General features: G+C 47.8%; 20 protein-coding genes. 11 read left to right on the top strand and 9 right to left on the bottom strand.

Annotated elements, in window-relative coordinates; translation table 11 throughout:
• Positions 1–3 precede the first annotated feature (3 nt).
• The gene (locus LJ740_RS20165; RefSeq protein ID WP_229530932.1) at positions 4–1,119 is read right to left on the bottom strand and encodes a phosphoserine transaminase; all 1,116 of its coding nucleotides are present in this window, start codon (positions 1,117–1,119) and stop codon (positions 4–6) included.
• Positions 1,120–1,284: 165 nt separating this feature from the next.
• Positions 1,285–2,259 carry a class 1 fructose-bisphosphatase gene (locus LJ740_RS20160; protein ID WP_229530931.1) on the bottom strand — a complete coding sequence of 325 codons (975 nt, stop codon included), beginning with the start codon at positions 2,257–2,259 and terminating at the stop codon, positions 1,285–1,287.
• Positions 2,260–2,472: 213 nt separating this feature from the next.
• Here LJ740_RS20160 and mpl point away from each other — a divergent pair, with 213 nt between their 5' ends.
• From mpl to LJ740_RS20145, 3 genes are read left to right on the top strand one after another with little or no spacing between them, the layout of a single operon-like run.
• On the top strand, positions 2,473–3,822 hold the full coding sequence (gene mpl, locus LJ740_RS20155; RefSeq protein ID WP_229530930.1) for a UDP-N-acetylmuramate:L-alanyl-gamma-D-glutamyl-meso-diaminopimelate ligase: 1,350 nt from the start codon (positions 2,473–2,475) through the stop codon (positions 3,820–3,822).
• Between the two features lie 7 nt (positions 3,823–3,829).
• The gene (locus tag LJ740_RS20150) at positions 3,830–4,450 is read left to right on the top strand and encodes a flavin prenyltransferase UbiX (RefSeq protein ID WP_229530929.1); all 621 of its coding nucleotides are present in this window, start codon (positions 3,830–3,832) and stop codon (positions 4,448–4,450) included.
• 31 nt (positions 4,451–4,481) lie between these two features.
• A complete protein-coding gene (locus tag LJ740_RS20145; protein ID WP_229530928.1) occupies positions 4,482–5,267 on the top strand; it encodes a S1/P1 nuclease in 786 nt (261 codons plus the stop codon).
• 62 nt (positions 5,268–5,329) lie between these two features.
• On the opposite strand, the gene LJ740_RS20140 is transcribed toward LJ740_RS20145, so the two are convergent.
• Positions 5,330–5,683: a VOC family protein gene (locus LJ740_RS20140; RefSeq protein WP_229530927.1), complete on the bottom strand. Its 354-nt coding sequence runs from the start codon at positions 5,681–5,683 to the stop codon at positions 5,330–5,332.
• 693 nt (positions 5,684–6,376) lie between these two features.
• On the bottom strand, positions 6,377–6,934 hold the full coding sequence (msrA, locus tag LJ740_RS20135) for a peptide-methionine (S)-S-oxide reductase MsrA (RefSeq protein ID WP_229530926.1): 558 nt from the start codon (positions 6,932–6,934) through the stop codon (positions 6,377–6,379).
• 133 nt (positions 6,935–7,067) lie between these two features.
• Here msrA and LJ740_RS20130 point away from each other — a divergent pair, with 133 nt between their 5' ends.
• The 3 genes from LJ740_RS20130 to LJ740_RS20120 all read left to right on the top strand — a co-directional run bounded on the left by LJ740_RS20130 (position 7,068) and on the right by LJ740_RS20120 (position 9,903).
• Positions 7,068–7,469 (top strand): thiol-disulfide oxidoreductase DCC family protein, encoded by a 402-nt coding sequence (locus LJ740_RS20130; protein WP_229530925.1) that lies wholly within the window; start codon positions 7,068–7,070, stop codon positions 7,467–7,469.
• Positions 7,470–7,476: 7 nt separating this feature from the next.
• Positions 7,477–8,211, top strand: a complete 735-nt coding sequence (locus LJ740_RS20125) for an SDR family NAD(P)-dependent oxidoreductase (RefSeq protein WP_229530924.1) — start codon at positions 7,477–7,479, stop codon at positions 8,209–8,211.
• 270 nt (positions 8,212–8,481) lie between these two features.
• Positions 8,482–9,903: a sodium-dependent transporter gene (locus LJ740_RS20120; protein WP_229530923.1), complete on the top strand. Its 1,422-nt coding sequence runs from the start codon at positions 8,482–8,484 to the stop codon at positions 9,901–9,903.
• Between the two features lie 39 nt (positions 9,904–9,942).
• On the opposite strand, the gene LJ740_RS20115 is transcribed toward LJ740_RS20120, so the two are convergent.
• The gene (locus LJ740_RS20115) at positions 9,943–10,776 is read right to left on the bottom strand and encodes an NAD-dependent epimerase/dehydratase family protein (protein ID WP_229530922.1); all 834 of its coding nucleotides are present in this window, start codon (positions 10,774–10,776) and stop codon (positions 9,943–9,945) included.
• Between the two features lie 360 nt (positions 10,777–11,136).
• Positions 11,137–11,349, bottom strand: a complete 213-nt coding sequence (locus LJ740_RS20110; protein WP_229530921.1) for a YgaP family membrane protein — start codon at positions 11,347–11,349, stop codon at positions 11,137–11,139.
• Between the two features lie 166 nt (positions 11,350–11,515).
• On the opposite strand from LJ740_RS20110, the gene LJ740_RS20105 reads away from it, so the two are divergent.
• Both LJ740_RS20105 and LJ740_RS20100 read left to right on the top strand, forming a co-directional pair.
• The gene (locus LJ740_RS20105) at positions 11,516–11,923 is read left to right on the top strand and encodes a response regulator (protein WP_229530920.1); all 408 of its coding nucleotides are present in this window, start codon (positions 11,516–11,518) and stop codon (positions 11,921–11,923) included.
• 94 nt (positions 11,924–12,017) lie between these two features.
• Positions 12,018–13,160, top strand: coding sequence for a MalY/PatB family protein (locus LJ740_RS20100; protein WP_229530992.1), 1,143 nt, complete (start codon positions 12,018–12,020; stop codon positions 13,158–13,160).
• Between the two features lie 3 nt (positions 13,161–13,163).
• Here LJ740_RS20100 and LJ740_RS20095 read toward each other — a convergent pair whose 3' ends face one another.
• Positions 13,164–13,745, bottom strand: coding sequence for a methyltransferase family protein (locus LJ740_RS20095; protein ID WP_229530919.1), 582 nt, complete (start codon positions 13,743–13,745; stop codon positions 13,164–13,166).
• Positions 13,746–13,789: 44 nt separating this feature from the next.
• On the opposite strand from LJ740_RS20095, the gene LJ740_RS20090 reads away from it, so the two are divergent.
• The 3 genes from LJ740_RS20090 (at position 13,790) to LJ740_RS20080 (ending at position 16,730) form a co-directional block, all read left to right on the top strand.
• Positions 13,790–15,034, top strand: a complete 1,245-nt coding sequence (locus LJ740_RS20090) for a phosphoglycerate mutase family protein (RefSeq protein WP_229530918.1) — start codon at positions 13,790–13,792, stop codon at positions 15,032–15,034.
• 3 nt (positions 15,035–15,037) lie between these two features.
• Positions 15,038–15,682, top strand: a complete 645-nt coding sequence (locus LJ740_RS20085) for a UPF0149 family protein (RefSeq protein ID WP_229530917.1) — start codon at positions 15,038–15,040, stop codon at positions 15,680–15,682.
• Between the two features lie 73 nt (positions 15,683–15,755).
• Positions 15,756–16,730, top strand: a complete 975-nt coding sequence (locus LJ740_RS20080; protein ID WP_229530916.1) for a S41 family peptidase — start codon at positions 15,756–15,758, stop codon at positions 16,728–16,730.
• Between the two features lie 3 nt (positions 16,731–16,733).
• Here LJ740_RS20080 and folE read toward each other — a convergent pair whose 3' ends face one another.
• Complete coding sequence (gene folE / locus LJ740_RS20075) at positions 16,734–17,303, bottom strand: GTP cyclohydrolase I FolE (RefSeq protein WP_229530915.1); 570 nt, start codon at positions 17,301–17,303, stop codon at positions 16,734–16,736.
• Between the two features lie 180 nt (positions 17,304–17,483).
• Positions 17,484–20,594 carry an efflux RND transporter permease subunit gene (locus LJ740_RS20070; protein WP_229530914.1) on the bottom strand — a complete coding sequence of 1,037 codons (3,111 nt, stop codon included), beginning with the start codon at positions 20,592–20,594 and terminating at the stop codon, positions 17,484–17,486.
• Positions 20,595–20,596 lie beyond the last annotated feature (2 nt).

Here is a 20,596-nt window from a genome sequence, read left to right as displayed (position 1 = left end):
TACTTATGCGGTGACCTGCTCGTAAGCCCAGTCCAGCCAGGGCATCAACGCAACCAGATCGCTGCTTTCTACGGTGGCGCCGCACCAGATACGCAGACCAGCTGGCGCGTCGCGATAGGCACCAATATCAAAGGCGACCGCTTCCTGCTCCAACAATTTCACCATATTTTTTACCTGCTCTTCAGTCACAGATAATGTCAGACAAACACTGGTAGAACTCAACGTGGCCGGATCGTTGGCCAGGAAGGAAATCCACTCGCGGGATTCAACAAAGTGTTTAACCACTTCAAGATTGGCATTACACCGGGCAATGGTTTGCGAAACCCCACCGATACGCTCTACCCAGTTCAGTGCATCCAGATAATCAGCCACACACAGCATAGACGGGGTATTGATGGTGGCCCCTTTAAACACGCCTTCAATTAACTTGCCGGCTTTGGTTAAACGGAATATTTTTGGCAATGGCCAGGGCGGCGTATAAGATTCCAGCCGCTCTACCGCTCTGGGGCTCAGAATTAACATGCCATGCGCGCCTTCACCACCCAGTACTTTCTGCCATGAGTAGGTCACCACATCCAGCTTTTGCCAGGGCATATCCATAGCAAAAACAGCGGAAGTGGCATCGCATATGGTTAATCCTTCACGATCGTCGGCGATCCAGTCGCCATCCGGTACGCGCACGCCAGACGTAGTGCCATTCCAGGTAAACACTACATCGCGGCTGAAGTCTACCTGGGTTAAATCGGGTAAATCACCGTAGTCGGCTTCGAAACGACGCACATCTTGCAACTTCAGTTGTTTGGTGACATCGGTAATCCAACCAGAACCAAATGATTCCCAGGCCAGAATATCCAGACCTCTGGCTCCTAACAAAGACCATAGCGCCATCTCTACCGCGCCGGTATCCGAAGCAGGTACCACGCCGACCCGGTAGCCCTCAGGCAAACCTAACAATTCCGCGGTTTGGGAACACGCTTTGCCCAGTGCGTTTTTGCCTATGTCGGCCCGGTGGGATCGGCCCAGGGTGCTGATATCCAATTGATTTACGTCATAACCAGGACGTTTTGAACAGGGACCAGAAGAAAAATTGGGGTTTTGCGGCTTTACGCTGGGTTTCATGAGTGTCCTCTTTAGACGAGCAAGATAATAGAGAAAATAGACACTGATGATATTGGAGTTAAATTCGCTATGACAAGTAAAAAGTTATGCCAATTGGCGATATTGCAGAAGCAGATGAAAGGAGGCACTGCTGCCTCCTGCACAATGTTGCTGTTGCGGGCTGAATTAGTCCTGTTTGTGATAGTCCAGGCAAGCTTCAACCTCATTGGCTGAGCCCATAATCACCGGCACTCTCTCATGGATATCAGTCGGCATGATTTCCATGATGCGTTGCTCTCCGGTAGAGGCCATTCCGCCAGCCTGCTCCATCAGAAACGCCATCGGATTTGCTTCATACATCAGACGCAATTTGCCGGGCTTTGTGGGGTCGCGGTGATCAAAGGGGTAAGCAAACAGGCCACCACGACACAATAAACGGTGAATATCCCCCACCATCGCGGCCACCCAACGCATATTGTAGTTTTTACCCCGTGGACCTGTATCTCCAGCCAAAAGATCAGCAATATAGGACTGCATTGCTGGTTCCCAATGACGCTGGTTAGACATATTAATAGCAAATTCAGAAGTGTCCTGCGGCACCTGCACGTTACCTTTGGTGAGCAGAAAGCCGCCGTGAGTTTTATCCAGCGTATAGATATGGGTGCCGCGCCCGGTTGTCAGGGTCAGCATTGTTGACGGACCATACAACACGTAACCCGCGGCTACCATCTGTGTGCCAGGTTGCAAAAACGCAGAAGGATCGTCAGCTTCCATCCACTGCGGTGCATGGAAAATTGAAAAGATAGTACCAATCAGGCTGTTAATGTCGGTATTAGAAGAACCATCCAGTGGATCAAAGCTCACCAGATATTTACCTTCCGGATGACAGGCAACCACCTCGTCTTCTTCTTCTGAAGAAATGGCTTTTACGTATCCTGATTCACTCAGAATGTCTTTCAGGATTTGATTGGAGATTACATCCAGCTTCTTTTGCCTTTCACCCTGAACGTTGTCACTCAACGTGGAGCCTAAAACGCCGGCTAAAGCGCCCTGGCTGACACGGAAAGAGATTTCCTTGCAACCGGCGAGTAACGTACGAAGTAACAGGATAAGTTCAAGGGGTGCGCCGTCTTCCTGGAGCTGCGAATTTAATCGTTTCATCTATTGGGATACCTATGCGTAGTGTGTCAGTGTGAAATGCTGCCGTTTTATATTGTTTTTATTATATGGCGCTCAATGATAAAACAATTTGCTCAATAACACATCCCGCAACGGCAATTGATGTCATCATTTGCAAAGATTTGCGTTTTACCCACAGCTGAGGCTCTGATAGTCTTTGCCGGTCTTTAGTCAATTTAGTCAGCAAAAAACTTCATGCACATTCACATTCTTGGTATTTGCGGCACCTTTATGGGAGGCATTGCCGCGCTTGCCAGCGCATTAGGCCACAAGGTAACCGGATCGGATAAAAACGTTTATCCACCGATGAGTACGCAACTGGAAAAGCTCGGTATCGGGCTGACTACAGGCTATGATCCGGAGCAGTTAGACCCCTTGCCAGATATAGTGATTATCGGAAACGCCATGTCTCGTGGCAATCCAGCTGTGGAGGCGGTGTTAGCGCGAAAAATTCCCTACACCAGTGGGCCACAATGGCTGCTGGAAAACCTGTTAAAAGACAAGTGGGTGCTGGCAGTAGCCGGAACCCACGGTAAAACCAGCACCGCCAGTATGTTGGCCTGGGTGCTGGAATATGCCGGAATGCAACCGGGCTTTTTGATTGGCGGAGTACCTGAGAACTTTGCCATTTCCGCCCGGGCGGGAGATTCCGCGTTTTTCGTCATTGAAGCCGATGAATACGACACCGCGTTTTTTGATAAGCGCAGTAAATTTGTGCATTACCGCCCGAACACCCTTATTTTTAACAATCTGGAATTTGATCACGCTGATATCTTCGAAGATCTGGCGGCCATTCAAAAACAGTTTCATCATTTGATCCGCATGATCCCAGGAAATGGCCTGATCCTGAAACCCAGTCAGGTACCGGCAATCGAAACCACACTGGACATGGGATGCTGGACCGAACAACAAACCATAGGGGACGACTGGCAGGCGAATTTACTGTCAGCGGATGGCAGTAAATTTGAAGTGTTGTTCCGACAGGAGAAAGTCGCCACGGTGAATTGGTCTTTGATTGGCAATCACAATGTGCACAACGCCCTGATGACCATCGCCGCCGCCCGAAACGTAGGAGTGACGCCAGACACCTCTGCAGAAGCATTGGCCAGCTTTAAAAATGTGAAACGCCGCATGGAATTAAAAGGCGAAGCCAGTGGCATTAAAGTTTACGATGATTTTGCACACCACCCCACAGCGATAGAAACCACGCTTGCCGGTTTGCGCGCGAACGTCGGCAAAGAACGAATTTTAGCGATTTTAGAGCCCCGCTCTAACACCATGAAAATGGGTATTCACAAAAGCGAATTAATCCAGTCTTTGCAGGGTGCCGATGAAATTTATCTGTTACAACCGGAGAATATCAGCTGGCAACTGACGGAATTTGCCGTTGAAAGCCACAAGCCCATCCACATTTTTGATGATCTGGCAGCGATGATCAGCCATATTAGTGAGAGCGCCGATGTTGGCGACCACCTGTTAGTGATGAGTAATGGCGGCTTTGGTGGTATTCACGACAAGCTATTAGCTAATTTGCAACATAAATAGGGTTACTATGGCGTTCCACAAACAAATCACACTGGCCATCACCGGTGCATCCGGTGCCCCCTACAGCCTGAAGCTGTTGCAATGCCTGGTTGAAGCAAATTTTCAGATTCACCTGTTAGTTTCGGGTGCCGCAAAAGTGGTGTTTGCCACTGAAGAAAAACTGACCCTGCCCGGCTCCCCGGATAAGCAAAGTGCTTTTTTTATTGAGTATTGCCAGGCCAAACCGGAACAGATCCGCTGTTATGGCAAAGAAGAATGGTTTTCTCCGGTAGCATCAGGTTCAGCGGCTCCGAAAACCATGATCATCTGCCCTTGCTCCACCAGCACCTTATCCTCTGTAGCGACCGGTGCCAGTAACACCCTGATTGAGCGCGCAGCAGATGTAGTTATCAAAGAAAAAGGACAACTTATACTGCTGGTCAGAGAAATGCCATTGTCCAGCATCCACCTGCAGAACATGCTGACTCTGAGTAACCTTGGCGTCACTATTATGCCCGCCGCGCCGGGCTTTTATCACGAACCCCGGAGCATAGATGATCTGGTGGATTTCGTGGTTGCCCGGATACTGGACCATGTAGCCATCGACAATTCGCTGATGCAGCGCTGGGGTTACAAACCACAAGCTTAACACTACTTTTGATTAGAACTCAGAGAACACTATGAAGAAATTAGCCCTTACTTTACTCGTCGCAGGTTGCGCCTTTATCCATTCGCAGGCAAATGCCTTTGGTGCCAACGGTCATCGCATAACCGGCGCCATAGCAGAGCATTATTTGACCCCCGAAGCGAAACAGCAGCTGAGCAACATAATGGGTGTTGAAACCCTGGCTCAGGCGTCAACCTGGCCAGATGAAATGCGCTCTGATCCGGACGAATACTGGAAGAAAACAACGCCCCCCTGGCACTACGTGACCGTGCCAGACGGCAAAAGTTATGAAGAAGTGGGCGCACCAGAGGAAGGAGATGCTTATACCGCATTGTTAGCCTTCAAAAAAGATCTGCAAAACCCCAAAGCCAGCAAGGCCGAAAAACAGCGGGCCGTGCGTTTTATCGTGCATCTGATTGGTGACTTGCACCAGCCACTGCATGTGGGCAATGGCACCGACAAAGGCGGCAATGATCACAAGGTGGAATTTTACTGGGAATCCAGTAATTTGCACCGCGTCTGGGATTCCGGCCTGATCAATAAAGAAGAATTGTCTTACAGCGAGTTTGCCCAATGGTTACAGGCGGCCATTACTGATGACGAGTTACAAAACTGGCAGCACACAGACCCATTGGTGTGGATGGCAGAAAGCCAAAAAATCCGCATGGAAATATATCCTGAAGCCGATACTAAATTATCCTGGGATTACAAATACGAGCATATGCCAACGATAAAAACACGCCTGAAACAGGCCGGTGTCAGAATGGCATTGTATTTCAACGAAATTTTTGCCAAATAGGACAAGCAAAAAACAGCGCATCTGCGGCAGGTTTAACTGCCGCTTTTGCATCTATGGTGACGTTATTGTGCTGAATACAGCGCAATGCGATTACCTTCAGAGTCCAGCACAATAGCCCGTCGTCCAAACGGACCAATGTCATGCGCTGCCTGTTCAATTTGGCCACCGAGATCCTCAACAAGCGCGACAGCACTATCCAGTCTTCCTGCAACATTGAAGTATAACAATGCCCCATCCCGTGATGGCTGGTGCTCTGTACTCAGACAAAGACAGCCCGACACGTCATTCTCCGTATGAGAAAAAACCGCTACACCGGGAAACTCTTCCGTTATGTCGGTTTCCAGAAGAGTGGAATAGAAGGCCATTGCACGTTGCAGATCCAGTACCGGAAGATCAAACCAGGATATCGTATTCATTATTATTCACAGCAGTAAACAGAATTAACGCTGATAATGCCCGAGAAAACCTCAGCGCTCAATTATCACCCACGACAAATACCCTTTACCCTGCAGATGTGAAAAGCTATCCACCTGAAATAACAGCGATTTTGGCGATAAAGTGACCGGAGAGACGCAGCCTGACATTATCCCGTTTAGGCAAGTTGAGATATTCGCTCTTTTTCTTGTGCGATATTTCTTACATGCATGTCAGAAATATTGGTCAGTTTCCTGCCGCCGCATCTGACCAAAAACACCTATACCACTGTTTTATAAGTACTTTTCATTTTGAAATGTGGATTTATGTCACCAAATTGTCATGAAATAAGCTATTGCGTTAAAAACAAAATCCAATTAATCCCTTATATTTATCCCCGTCACAAGGAAACATTGGGACAGGATTTAAAGCGTCAAGGGAGACCGCAGGGATGGATTCGCGGTTGTAAGGAGAAAGGAAAGGGAACGCAAACGGAGTTGTGTCGTATAGGATATTCAGGACCCGCAATTAATTTTGCGCCCCGACATGAAGTCAGGATAAAAGGACAAAGGGCAGTTTGGAACGGCTTTAGGAGAGGTCGCTGCAAGGAGCGCTGAGAGGGATATTCAAAATGTTGAAAAGCGTCAAAGTCATCTTTGACGCTTTTTTCATTTTTGCCCGTCGCTGTCACGACCTCAGGCCTCATTCGCCGTCAGATCCTTTAGCCGCGAGGCAAAGGTTTTTCTGAATTTAGCCAGTTTAGGGCTCACTACCATCTGACAATACTGATTCTGAGGGTTATCACCGGCATAGCCCTGGTGATACTTTTCGGCCTCAAAATAATTCGCCACTTCGGTCACTTCGGTCACAATTTTTTCCGGCCACATTTTGTCTTCAGTCATTTGTGCAATTATGTTCAGCGCCTGTTGCCGCTGTTCATTGTCATGGAAAAAAATGCCTGAGCGGTACTGTGTGCCAATATCGTTGCCCTGGCGATTTAACTGGGTGGGATCATGCAGCGTAAAGAACACCTGAAGAATCTCTTCGAAACTGATGATATCCTCATCGTAAACCAGACGTACAACTTCAGCATGTCCGGTTTTGCCGGAACAAACCTGTTCGTAAGTCGGCATTTTCACATCGCCGTTGGAATAGCCAGACTTAGCCGAAATAATGCCTTGAAGTTGATTGTAAGCACCTTCGATGCACCAAAAACAACCGCCAGCTAATGTTGCTTCTTTAAGTAATTTCACAGGTTAATCCGTTTGTTGATTTTAGCAGTATATAGTTACCTAAGTGCTTAACTTCAAGGATCTCGCGTACTTTCGCAATTAGCATTTAGTCGAATACCCTATATTTTTTTATTTCTGATTGGGAGGCAGCGACATGACAGGGGAGTACCTGGTCGTATTTTATGATGGTCAATGTCCGTTATGTCTCAAAGAGATGCAGAATCTGAAAAAGCGTGACAAGCAGCAACGCATCAGGCTGGTAGATATCAATCAACCGGTTTTTGAACAGGAGTTCTCAGAAATCCCGCAACATGCGGCAATGCAAAAGCTACACGCTTACTGGACCCGGCAGCAACAGACCACGCTGATCACCGGCCTGGATGTCACTTATCAGGCCTGGCGTTTGGTGGGTAAGGGCTGGATGATTTGGCCACTGCGCTGGCCTGGCGTGCGAATAGTGGCTGACAGGCTGTATCTCCTGTTTGCCAGGCATCGTTTTAGTCTGTCTAAGCTGTTGACCGGAAAAAGTCGTTGTCAGAATTGCTCACTGGAGTAAAAGTGTGATGCCGGATTCACAGAACAACAAACAGGCTTTAGTGATTGGCGGTGCTGGCGGTATCGGTCATGCCTGTGTGCAATACCTGGAACAGCAAACAAATATTGCCACAGTCACCGTTATCTCGCGCAACTCGATTAACTCTACCTGTAGTAAAACCACAGGTATCCAGGTGCAGCAGCAGAACGAAGACAGTATCCGGCAAGTTTGCCAACAGTTCCCTGACAAACACTTTGATTTGGTGATATGCACCCTTGGCCTGTTGCATGACTTTGAAACGGGATTATCACCCGAAAAAAAGCTGGAAGATATAAACGAGCAGGCAATGTTGCGCTATTTCCAGGTCAACTGCATTTTACCCGGATTATGGCTGAGCGCGCTGGTCAATAAGATGAATCCAAAGGACAGCCAGATGGTCTTTTTGAGTGCCAGAGTGGCCAGCATTGCCGACAATCGCCTGGGCGGATGGTATGGCTATCGTTCCTCCAAAGCGGCACTCAACATGCTGCTAAAAACCGCTCAGGTGGAATATCAACGACGGGCCCCAGGATGTCAGCTGATTGCCTATCACCCGGGCACAGTGAATACTGCCCTGTCGAAACCGTTTCAACGCAATGTCAAACCGGATAAGCTCTTTTCACCAGAATTCACCGTGCAGTGTCTGTTTAAGGTGCTGGCAAACCTGCCTGACAAACCACCGCCTTTTTACCTTGACTGGCAAAATCAGGGAATTAGCTGGTGATGAGTCAACCCGCTGCGCAGACAGACTGTAAAGATTTTTTGCGCAATGATTAAATAAATTTGTCACATAAAAGAAGGACTTTTTGGTTGTGGACTGCTAGCATAGCCGCGTTAACATGCGGTTTACATACGATTCCCGCGTTTAAGCAAACAACAAGTAATAAAATTAGCCTTTACCCTTTGCGCAAGTGGGCAAACACCTGGTTTTTCATGGCAAAGCATCTCAGGCTCAAATACAACAATTAAAATAAAGTCTAAGGATTCATCAATTATGAATGCACCCCGCGAAGAGTTCGGCTCTCGAATTGGATTTATTTTGGCCGCGGCTGGTTCAGCCGTAGGTATCGGCAATATGGTGGGCTTTCCTGTAGCCGCCACCAAAAACGGCGGCGCAGCATTTCTGCTCATTTATGCCCTGTTTGTGTTCTTTATCTGTTTGCCGGTTATGTTGGCGGAAATGGCCACAGGTCGACATACCCGCAAAGACCCGTTAGGCGCATACAAAAGCATTGCTCCCAATGAAACTCACTGGAAAGTAGCGGGCTGGTTATCCATCATCACACCGTTCATGATTGCCGTTTTCTACATGGTGATCACTGTCTGGATATTCGGTTATCTGTATTTCTCTGTCACCGGCGATCTGGAGCAACTGGCCGCCCCGGACTTTTACAGTAACTTTGTCAATGAAGGCCGAATTTTTCTGTTTATGGCGGTCGTTGCCGCTATTGTATTCTTAATTCTGCTGGGCGGCGTAAAGCAAGGTATTGAAAAAGCGGCCAAGATCCTGATGCCCACACTGTTTGTGATGCTGATTGGCATGGTGATTTTTGTCCTGACGCTGGACAATGCGTTCGCCGGTGTTGAATATTACCTGGTACCGGATTTTAGTAAGATCAACGCATCGGTGGTCAGTGCTGCACTGTCCCAGGCATTTTTCTCACTGTCGCTGGGTATGGGTATTCTGATCACTTACGGCTCTTACCTGGGCAAACGCGACGGTATTCCCGGCTCTGCGAAAATGGTGGCCCTGATGGATACCGGGGTGGCGTTTATCGCAGGTCTGATGATTTTGCCTGCAGTATTTTCTTTCAACCCGAATACTAACACCGCAGAGCTAAGCGACTCATCACTAAGTATGATTTTTGGCTTCTTACCGCAAATATTCCTTGAGTTGCAAAACACCATCGGTTATCTGGGCGCCAGCGTGGTAGCGTCGATATTCTTCTTGCTGGTATTTTTTGCAGCGATTACCTCACTGGTGTCTATTCTGGAAGTGCCTAATGCAGCCATTATGGATGAGCGCAACTTATCCCGTAAAACGTCGTTATCACTGCTGGCAGCAGCCATGGTGGCGTTTGCCGTGATTTCTGCGACATCCTTTGGCATGTTGGATTTCACCACCCACTTCGTCACCTATGCGGGCGCTGAAAAATCTTTCTTTGATGTGATTTACGACGTTTTTTACGACACCATCCTGCCACTCAACGGATTCCTGATCTGTATTTTTGTGGTGTATCGCTGGAAAGCCTCAAACCTGAATAAAACCCTGGAGGAAGGCGAGCCCGAGTTTAAGAACAGTTTGTTCCAAAAGTATGTGGACTTCTCCATCGGTACCTTTATTCCCTTCATCCTGCTGATGATATTTATCAATACCGTCGCCTTAAAGTACTTTGGTGCCGGACTGGTAGGCTAAAACCACAACATTTCCCGGGCCGGTTGTTACCGGCCTTTTTTATGGCACTTCTTCCTCTGCAATTTTCGGCAACATATCAAATGGACTTGGAAATTTCAGCGTCAGTTGCAGTTCTGCTATCGTCGCTTCTGCGTCCACTTTCTTACCTACAGCCGGTTGCTCACTGTCATCCAAAAACAATGGCGGAATTAACTCCAGCGCCTTAGCTGCATAGGTATAATAGGCGCGGCGAGAAGGATTATCCGTCGCACTTAAATGGAACACTTTCCCCCACTTTTGCAGACTGATAATTTTTTCAATGGCTTCAATGGCATCATCCCTGTGTACCAGGTTAACCATTTTATGGGCTGCAGTAATGTCTTTTTTACCTTCCAGGTAGTATACCGGATGCCGGTCTTCGCCAATTAATCCGGCCAGGCGCAGTATCGTCACCTGTTGCGGAAATAACTCCCGCAGGCAATTTTCAATGTGAACATGAGCGTGGGCGGAATCACTGATAGGTGCAGGTTCGGTTTGCTCGGTAAACACCTGGTTTGCTTCGCCGTATACCGATGTGGTGCTGACAAACAGCAGTTTTTTGTCCGTACTCTCCAGGCATTGGCGACACAAATCCACCATCTTGCTTTGAAACTCCTCCCGTTTAAATCCGCGTCGTCCAGCGCCAATATTGATAACATACAGCTCACAATCCAGCAGTGTTTGCGGCAAAAGGCGCTCACCCAGTTGAAATTGGACACAGGATATCCCTTCAGCATTGAGTCGGGCGACATCTTCTTCGCTTTGCTTGGTCGTCACAACCGGCTGATCTTTTTCAAGGAATGTCTTACACAACCTGTAGCCTAACCAGCCAGCACCTATCACTGCAATTTTCATATTTTTTGAACCAATAGTTATTTTTTTGATCTGGCTCACTGCCATCAACTGGATTTTAGGGCATAATTAGCCAAGGTGAAAAATAATTAGGGGCTTTAAGTTATGGGTGAATGGGTCACTGCACTGGTATTTGGACTATTTTTAGTAGCATTTACATTGGGTACGAGCAGTCTAATCATGGCATTTTTGCCAGCCAAACAGGAAGAAGTAGTGCGTTCTCAGGTGGAATACGGCTTTTTCGGCGTTGCCGGTTTGGTACTGAGCCTGGTCTTTGTTTACGCCTTAATGTAAAGCAAATGGTTCGCACAGAAAAACCGGGTAATGGCCACATTAGCCCGGTTTTTTTGTGTCTGTAAGCACTCAGTATTTTAGGTGGTAGGTGTCTATACCAAGCAGCTTGTACAACAGACAAAATCCGGTTGCGCTGCTGACAAATAAGGCACTGCCCATGACGAATAACAAAAGGGTAACAGCTACGCTGAATAACTGCTCGACAGCCAGCGCCAACAACAGACAGGCCATTACGCCTCTAATCGCGGTGTCTAATACGCCGACATTATCTCTTTCTCTCATGCTGGATACTCCGGTAGTTAATTTTCAGTATCAGTATGTGCCGCAACAGACAAAGCGATATTGATCGCGATCAAAGAAATGCCGCTTTTACTTTTGGGCATTTCCCGCTATCTTTAACGTTTGACGCCCTCATTTCCCCATACTGCCTACAGGAGCCTCATACAGGATGGCATTAACAAAGAAAATCAATATTCTGGTGATTGATGACGAAGAGCTGACTCAGGAATTATTGCGCCATATGTTACGGGAACTGGATCTCGGTGAGATTGATATTCACGCCAGTTGTTCTAAAGCGCTAAACCGTTTTAAGAAAGATCCCTCCTATTTCGGTATGATCATCAGTGACTGGGAAGTACCGGGGATGAATGGTCTGGAGTTTTTAAAAGAAGTCCGTATTCTGAATAAAGAAATCCCGTTTTTAATGGTAACCGGTAACGCCTCCAAATCGTATGTTGTAAAAGCCGTGCAAGCCGGCGTGAACGATTTTCTGGCCAAGCCTTTTACCGCCAACAGTTTACTGAAAAAAGTGCAGAACCTGATCGACGCCAGCACAGCGGAAGAAGCAAAGCGCTAACCCTCCACATATAATATACAACCATCAGGTCTTAGCATTATTTCACCAGCAAAGGCACTATTTGTCACACCTAGCATTAAGAGACGCCAGAAACATGCATTACACCCTTTCTGACTTCGATACCATCATTGACAGACGTGAAACCTACTCAATGAAATGGCAAAAATACCAGGGCAAAGACATCTTACCCCTGTGGGTTGCCGACACCGAATTTAAATGTGCGGATGAGATTTTAACCGCCATAAAACAGCGCACCGATCACGGGTTACTGGGCTACCATCTGCCAGCCCGCTATGAGCCCGCCAACGAAGCAGTTTGTCGCTGGCTCAGCAAGCAGCATGGCTGGGATATTCAACCCGAATGGATTGTCTGGACACCGGGTGTTGTACCCGCCTTTAATGTGGCCTGCCAGGCTTACTGTCAGCCCGGTGATAAGGTAATAGTTCAGACTCCCAACTATCCGCCTTTGTTAGCCGCGCCTGGGATCAATAATCTGCAACGCGTTGATATACCTACCATCGTCGAAAATGACCGTTGGACTATAGATCTCAACGCCCTGGAAGAAGCTGCCAAAGACCCGGCCTGCAAAATCTTTATTGTGTGCAACCCGGGTAATCCGGCAGGAACGGTATTTACACAACAGGAATTGTCTGAAATTGCCCGTATCTGCGAGCAAAACAAAGTGTTGCTGATCTCGGATGAAATCCATTGCGATTTGGTGCTGGATGAACAGGCAAAACACCTGCCCGCCGGCGCGTTGCCGGAATTGCAAAACAGCAGTGTTACCCTGATGGCGGCCAGCAAGACCTTTAATGTTGCCGGGCTTGGCACTTCATTCGCCATTATTCCGGATGCCAGGTTACGCGCCAGCTTCAGTAAAGCTATGATGGGTATTATGCCCTGGGTGACCATCCTGGGTCTGGTGGCCACTGAAACCGCCTTTACTCAATGCGACCAATGGTACGACACCCTGTTGCAATACCTGCGTAAGAACCGCCAGTTTTTATTTGAAGAAATCAACCAAATCGATGGCTTTAACATGCTGTTGCCGCAAGCAACATTCCTGGCCTGGATAGATGCCAGCAAACTCGGCGTCGATTTGCCACAGGCTTATGTTGAAGCCAAAGGCGTTGGTCCTTCACCTGGCGCAGATTTTGGCGATAAGAACTTTATCCGTATCAACTTCGGCTGTCCAAAGTCTTACCTGGAACAAGCGGTACAACGCCTGAAAAGATAATACTCAGATCCAACGCCTGACGCGTTTTTTATAGTCGGGCCATTGTGCCGGAAACAGTTTTGCCATCGCCTGTTCTTCCGGCAGTATCTGAAAACAGGTCAGATACAGAGGAAAGCTCAGCGCCAAGAAGAGTGCCGCAATGTGCTGCCAATATATTCCGGCCGCGATAAGTAACAAAGCCATCCCCAAATACATAGGATTACGAGTCACACTGAAAATGCCACCGCAGACCAGCTTCGAGGCATTTTCCGGTTGTGTCGGGTCTACCGTAGTTTGGGCTTTTCTGAAAGCCAGGACTGCCATTGTGATAATCAGCAAAGCGATAATTAACAGCAGGCTGGCCAGCGGTATATGATAACTCAGCTGAAAGCGCAATTGCGGAAACCCTGTCGTAAGGCCAAACATCACAGCCAGATACAGCGCCACCACCAGCACTGGTGGAATTTTATTTTTCAGCAAACCCATATCCCCTTTTGTCAGACAGCTCCCCCTGATTATCCAGGTTTGCGACTTTGTGTCTATGCCTGACCAGGATTTTTTGTCATAGTAGGGGTTGTTGCTCTTAGCGATACAATTTTGCAGCAAAGCTCAACAACCCCTGGTATCTGAACAGTTTTAGCATAAGTACAATGACTAACGATAAAAATAAAATATTCCCCATCTTCCGTTTGCGTTTCTTTTCCCTATTTTTACTATTTTGGCTGACCAACAGTGTGGCTCAAACACCACCTGACGCCGATCTCTGGCTGGTGCGTCATATGGAAAAACAGCGAGATGGTAGTAAGGACCCACAACTCACCGAAAAAGGCTGGAATCAGGCAAATAAGTTAAAAGACCTGCTACTGGATAAAGGTATTCAGGCTGTTTACGCCACAAACTATCAACGCACTCAACAAACTGCTGAACCGATTGCCAAAGCGTTAGGACTCGATGTTATTCAATACGATCCCAAAAACCTGAAGGATTTTGCAGAAAAGCTCAAAGCTTCAGGTCAAAAAGCACTGGTGGTTGGCCACAGTAACACCACACCAGAGCTGGCTTTTCATTTAACCGGCCTATCGCAAAAAGACATTGATGAAGACGAATACAATCGCACCCTGTTCAGCATCTATCTCAACAGTGAGCTGAAGATGTCGTTAGGGGCGGTGGATATGCAACAGGAATACAAAAAGCCCGCCCTTGCGAAGATTCGCGTAGACCAGCAAAAAATACACAGTTTCGAATCTCATTTCGATATGCTGTTTTCGGAGCAAAAAGTAGGTACCGCGAGACAGAAAATACTCCTCCAGGACAATCAAATACGGCTGACAGAAGTGACTAAAGTGAAAAAGTTTAACGTTGATGCCACCATTAGTGCCACAGCTGAAACTGACAACCTGTTACCGGTTACTTTACGTCTTATCGGTTCCATGGGCACCGCGGCAGACATTAACTTACGATGGCAGGATTACAGCCCTGACGGTGAACTCAAACAGGTAACGGGGCATTCTGAGATTGCCCGGCCAGTTTATAAAGTTCAGGGACGACAACAGATCGATAATCGCACCGGACTTAGTTCTGTTGAACGCACCACAGCGATAATGACAGTACCTTTTTTTGCCAATGATAAAGCCTTCAGCTTTGAGTGGTTCAACGGTTATGACGGCCATGAAACCCGCATCCAATACATTCCAATGGGCAAGGAAACGGTCACCGTGCCGGCTGGTACATTTGAAACACGCAAAGTTAAATTGTCTGGTGGAGCACCATCACAGATTTTTTATATCAGTACCGAAGACAAACCAAAAGTCGTTAAAATCGAAGTGTTACACATGCCCTGGGTTTATGAGCTAACGCAATACACCAACCTGTCTGATAGCCCCCCGGAGAACTAAGCGATGTTAAAAAAAGACAGCATAAAGTCACTGGAACAGTTCTATCAGTGGCAAAACAACAGTGATATTTTCCGGTCACCCGTCTATATCCGGGGCCTGTTATTTGCGGTCTGTGCCAGTCCGGACATTCCCATGCCGGAACAATGGTTTCCCTGGGTAGTGCAGACCGGTGGAGAAATCCAATCCCAACAGGTAGACAAGGTTTCCAATATTCTGATGCAACTGTTGAAAGAACAACTTCAGGCTATGCGGGACAACCAGGTTAATTTGCCTGCCGATTGCCATTACCCGGCCCATGAAGACAATTTACAGCAATGGATGACCGGATTGATCACCGGTCATGGTTTACTGGAGGAGATCTGGCAACAAGCCTGGCAAGCCATGTTGCAGGCACAACCGGAAACGTCTGAGCAGTTTTCCACCAGACTGACCCGTTGCTTGCGCATGTTCACTACGTTTGCCGATATCAACCTGGCTGTGCAACAGGCCAAAGAACGAGATGCCGAAGACTTTCAGGCGAAACTGCCCTTACTTGCCAAATCATTGTCATCATCGCTACAGGAATATGTAAAGTTATCCGGTGAGCTGGTGAGTTACCTGCCCCACCAGTTTGATACGTTCCAAAAAAATATGCCGGGCCGGCATTGATTCGAACTGGTCCCTTGTAATCTTATACATACAACCTACCTAATACCGGTATTAGATTTTTTGGATTGAATTTATGACAAAGGGACTGTGCAGCTGGTTATTACTATGGAGCCTGTCGTGGGCAGCTCTGGGGCAGAATGATACTCAACGATATGATGAGCCACAAATCAGTGCCGATGAAGTGGTAGAGCTGCTGGAGAATTTAGATTCCATGATTCTAAAGCACTACTTGTTCCCTGAAAAACAAAAATTCATTCGTCAGCAGATAGTCAGCGCCCAATTGCAAGGCAAGCTTCTCGGTGCCATGCCTTTCGGTCAATTAAAAATTCAACTTGAGGCATTGCTGATTGAAGCCAGTCAGGACAGCAACTTTGAAATTCACTATGGCGCTCATAATCTGGGTTCCAATGAGATTAGCGCACCAATTACCACATCATCACAAGCTAATGGCAACTACCCAGATAAGTACACTGTTGCTATCGAACAGTTTGACAAGGTTGGCTATCTGGCGTTAAGCGGAAACTTTTTATCATTGAGCGCGTTGCCTGATATTGATCGCGCTATACAAGAGTTAAGTCATAACGAGGCGCTGATTATCGACCTCAGTTCAGTCGGCGAAGGCAATATGCCGTTGATTCAGCATTTGCTGGGCCACTGGTTGTCACCAGATATTCCTTTTTTAAAACTGCACTTCAACCCGGCACAGGCTCCCCGGTTACTTTATCCCGCAGGCCAATCAGAGCCAATGTTTAACGATGTACCCACCTATGTGATTAATTCAAGTTTTGTTCTGGGTCCCTGGGAAGCCTTTGCTTATAGTTTGCAACAATCCGGTCAGGCGGAAGTTTTAGGACAGGACTCTATGGGGCTGGCTTACATGACCCAACAGGTGCAATTGAGTCATAGCACCCAATTAACAATGGCAGTGGCTATTCCGTCAAACCCGAATTCGGGAGAAAACTGGTACCAGCAAGGGGTGCAGCCTGATTATCCGGTAGCGCTGGATGAAGCATTAGCGGCAGCAATAAAGCTTTCCACCGCCCATTAGTCTTTATTTGCCAATCAGTCTTAAGAACTCATCACGAGTGGCCTGGGAGCTGCGGAAGTTACCCAGCATTACAGAGGTCACCATAGAAGAGTTTTGCTTTTGTACACCGCGCATCATCATGCACATGTGTTTGGCTTCCATGATAACACCTACGCCTTTGGCACCGGTGACGTCCTGAATTGCCTCGGCAATTTGCTTAGTCAGGCCTTCCTGAATTTGAAGACGACGGGCAAACATATCAACGATACGGGCAAATTTAGACAGGCCCAATACCTTGTTTTCAGGCAGATAAGCAATATTACAGGTTCCAATAAAAGGCAGTAAGTGGTGCTCACACAAGGAGTAAAACTCGATCCCTTGTACCACCACCATTTCATCGGTATCGGCCTCAAAAATAGCGCCGTTGACCACTTCATCGACGGTTTTTTCATAGCCTGAAGTCAATGCCTGCATTGCTTTGGCGGCACGTTGCGGGGTATCCAGCAAGCCATCACGCGTCACATCTTCACCCAACAACTGAATAATGTCATTGTAGTGCTGCGCTATTTGCGATTGGGTGCGGTTATCTGCCATCTGTTTATCCTGAAAATTAACTGTTTACCACTATAAGGCATTTTTGGGGTGGCGGATTATATCACTTTGCACGCCTGAACATAAAGCGTCCAGGCGCATATAATGATTGTTTAAAACATCAGCGGTATGAATAGTGGCAGAATACCGCTGTACCAGCCTGAAGCCTGTTAACCGTTGCGGTTAAATTTCGCCGCCTTTTTTATAGGGTATTTGTTCTTCCAGATCTTCTACCTGGTGCGCCAGTTTCAGCGGCGAACCGGTATTTCTGGCCAGATAATAGTAGGCAGTGGGTACAATAAACAAGGTTAAAAACGCTGACACCGCCACCCCGGCAAAAATGACCATACCAATAACCATACGACTTTCAGAGCCGGGACCGGTCGCGATCACCAGCGGAATGGCGCTGAATAAAGTGGTAAACCCGGTCATCACAATGGGTCTTAAGCGTTGCGTTGATGCACGCTTTAACGCCGATTCGAACTCATGACCGGCGTCGCGCAACTGATTGGCAAATTCCACAATCAGAATACCATTTTTGGCCGCCAGACCGATTAACATCACCAACCCTATCTGACTGTAAATATTGAGACTTAATCCCGCTAACCACAAACCGGCGAGCCCCCCCACCAGTGCCAGCGGCACCGTTAACAGAATGACCCAGGGATGCACAAAACTTTCAAACTGAGCAGCCAGGACCAGATAGGTGATCACCAGAGCCAGAATGAAAATGAACAGCACTGAATTACCCGAATCCTGATACAACTGAGATTCGCCACGATAATCAATACCAACCCCTTCCGGTAACTCATCCCGCACGATCGTGCGCAGATACTCCAGCGCTTCCCCCAGAGTGTAATCATCGGCCAGGTTGGCGCTGATGGTAATGCTGCGCATGCGATTATAACGATTGAGCTGCGCCGACGTTGCCTGCTCACTGACCGATACCAGATTGTCCAGCGGGATCAACTGACCACTGCTGGCGGAGCGCACATAGATATTTTCGATACTGTCGGGGCTGCGATAGTCTTCTTCTTTACCTTCCAGAATCACATCGTATTCCTCTCCCCGGTCCAAAAAGGTAGACGCGCGGCGTTGCCCTAACATGGTTTCCAGAGTACGACCAATATCACCAATTGAGACCCCCAGATCCGCAGCGCGGTCGCGGTCAATATTCACTAATAATTGCGGTAACGTCTCTTTGTAATCAGAGTCCAGACGCAATAGCTTGTCATTTTCCTGGGCTTTTTCCATCACAATATTGCGGTAACGCACCAGGTCGTCGTAGGTATCGCCCTGCAAGACAAATTGCACCGGCCTGCCAATACCCCGCCCTCCTAAGCTGCTGCGCATCACGGCAAATGCCCGGACATCTGGTATCTCAGCCAACTTGCCACTGATTTCGTTCATGATGTCAAAGGTAGTGCGTTGTCGTTGATCCCAGGGAACCGCACCAAAGATAGCGATACCTGCAGAACCACCAAAGCCCGGAGTTCTGACCAATACCCGATCCGATTCACCGTTATCAATGTAAGGCAATAAAATCGCTTCAATTTTTTTCAGATTCGCCGCGTTGCTTTCAAAGCTGGCGCCTTCGGCCGCCTGCATCAGTACAAAAAAGTTGCCCCGGTCTTCTTTCGGTACAAATTCACTGGGTATCTTTTGTAACAGGCCGTAGATGGCAAACAAACTACCGGCGATTAATAACGCGGTGACCAGTGGCTGATGTAAAGTGCTGTCCAGAACCCGATGATAGGTATTTTCCAGTTTAGAAAACTGTTTATCCACCCAGGCGCCAAAGCCTTTATTGCGCTCTCTTTTTTGCAGAATTTTAGAACTCAACATAGGGCTCAGGGTAAGTGCCGTAAAGCTGGAAAACGCCACAGCTGCGGCTATAGCCAGGGCAAATTCGGTGAACAAACGTCCGATGTTGCCTTCCAGAAATACCAGAGGTACAAATACTGAAATCAACACTAAGGTAGTGGCAATAACCGCGAAGCCCACTTCTCTGGCGCCGCGATAAGCGGCCAGCAATGGCGGCTCGCCTAATTCAATGCGACGGTAGATGTTTTCCAGTACTACAATGGCATCATCCACCACCAACCCAATCGCCAACACCAGCGCCAGCAACGTCAGCAAATTAATAGAGAAACCCAGTGCCAGCATGACAGTAAACGCCGCCACCAGGGAAATGGGTACAGTAATAGCGGGAATAAAGGTCGCGCGAACGTTCCCCAAAAACAAGTATATCACCAGCACCACCATTAACATGGCTATTCCCAGGGTGTTGTAAACTTCTTCTATCGACTCAGCGATAAATATTGAAGAATCGTAGCTGGGCACAATAAAGACATTTTCCGGCAACGATTGCTGGATGGTTTCGATGGCTTCTTTCGCCGCTCTGGCCACTTCCAGGGTATTGGCTTTAGATTGTTTCACAATCCCCAATCCCACCATGTTTTTGCCGTTGCCGCGGAACTCGGTTTCATCGTCTTCAGCGGTAAGCTCTACCACAGCGATATCTTTTAGTTTTACCAGATAACCGTCAATGCCCTGAGCAATAGTTAAATTGGCAAAATCATCCTCGGTCAGGAAAGTGCGGGCAACTCGTACTTCCATATTGCGGTCCACAGATTCCACTTCCCCTGCCGGAAGTTCGACGTTTTCAGAACGGATCACCCGTTCGACATCGGTTACGGTAATCCCTCTGGCGGCCATAGCATTGCGATCCAACCAGACCTTCATGGCGTAGTCACGTCCGCCACCAATCCGTACTCTGGCAACACCATCCGCGGTTGAGAGCCGGTCCACAATAAACCGGTTAGCGTAATCGGTGAGTTCCAGTACCGACAGGTTGTCGCTGCGCAGGTTATACCAGACAATCACGTCTTCATCGGAATCGCTTTTAAACACTTCCGGAGGATCAGCCTGATCCGGCAGGTTATTGAGCACCCGACTCACCCGCTCCCGCACATCATTGGCCGCGGCATCTATGTCTCTGGCGAGTTCAAATTCAATACTGATACTGGAGCGACCATTGCGGCTGTTGGAAGTGATATTCTTAATCCCTTCAATACCGCTGATGCGATCTTCAATTAACTGAGTGATTCGCGACTCTACTATGGTGGCAGAAGCCCCCGGATAGTTTGTATTAATGGACACGATAGGCGGATCAATATCCGGATATTCGCGCAGCGCCAACATATTAAAGGCGACAAAACCAAAGATCAGCAGCAGGGCATTAACAACCGTCGCGAAAACCGGCCTTTTGACAGAAACATCAGACAAAATCATGG

The sequence above is a fragment of the Planctobacterium marinum genome (assembly GCF_020687805.1).
GTDB lineage: Bacteria > Pseudomonadota > Gammaproteobacteria > Enterobacterales > Alteromonadaceae > Planctobacterium > Planctobacterium marinum.
The sequence above is the reverse complement of the archived record's forward strand: the minus strand, read 5'-3'. Positions and strand labels throughout refer to the sequence as shown.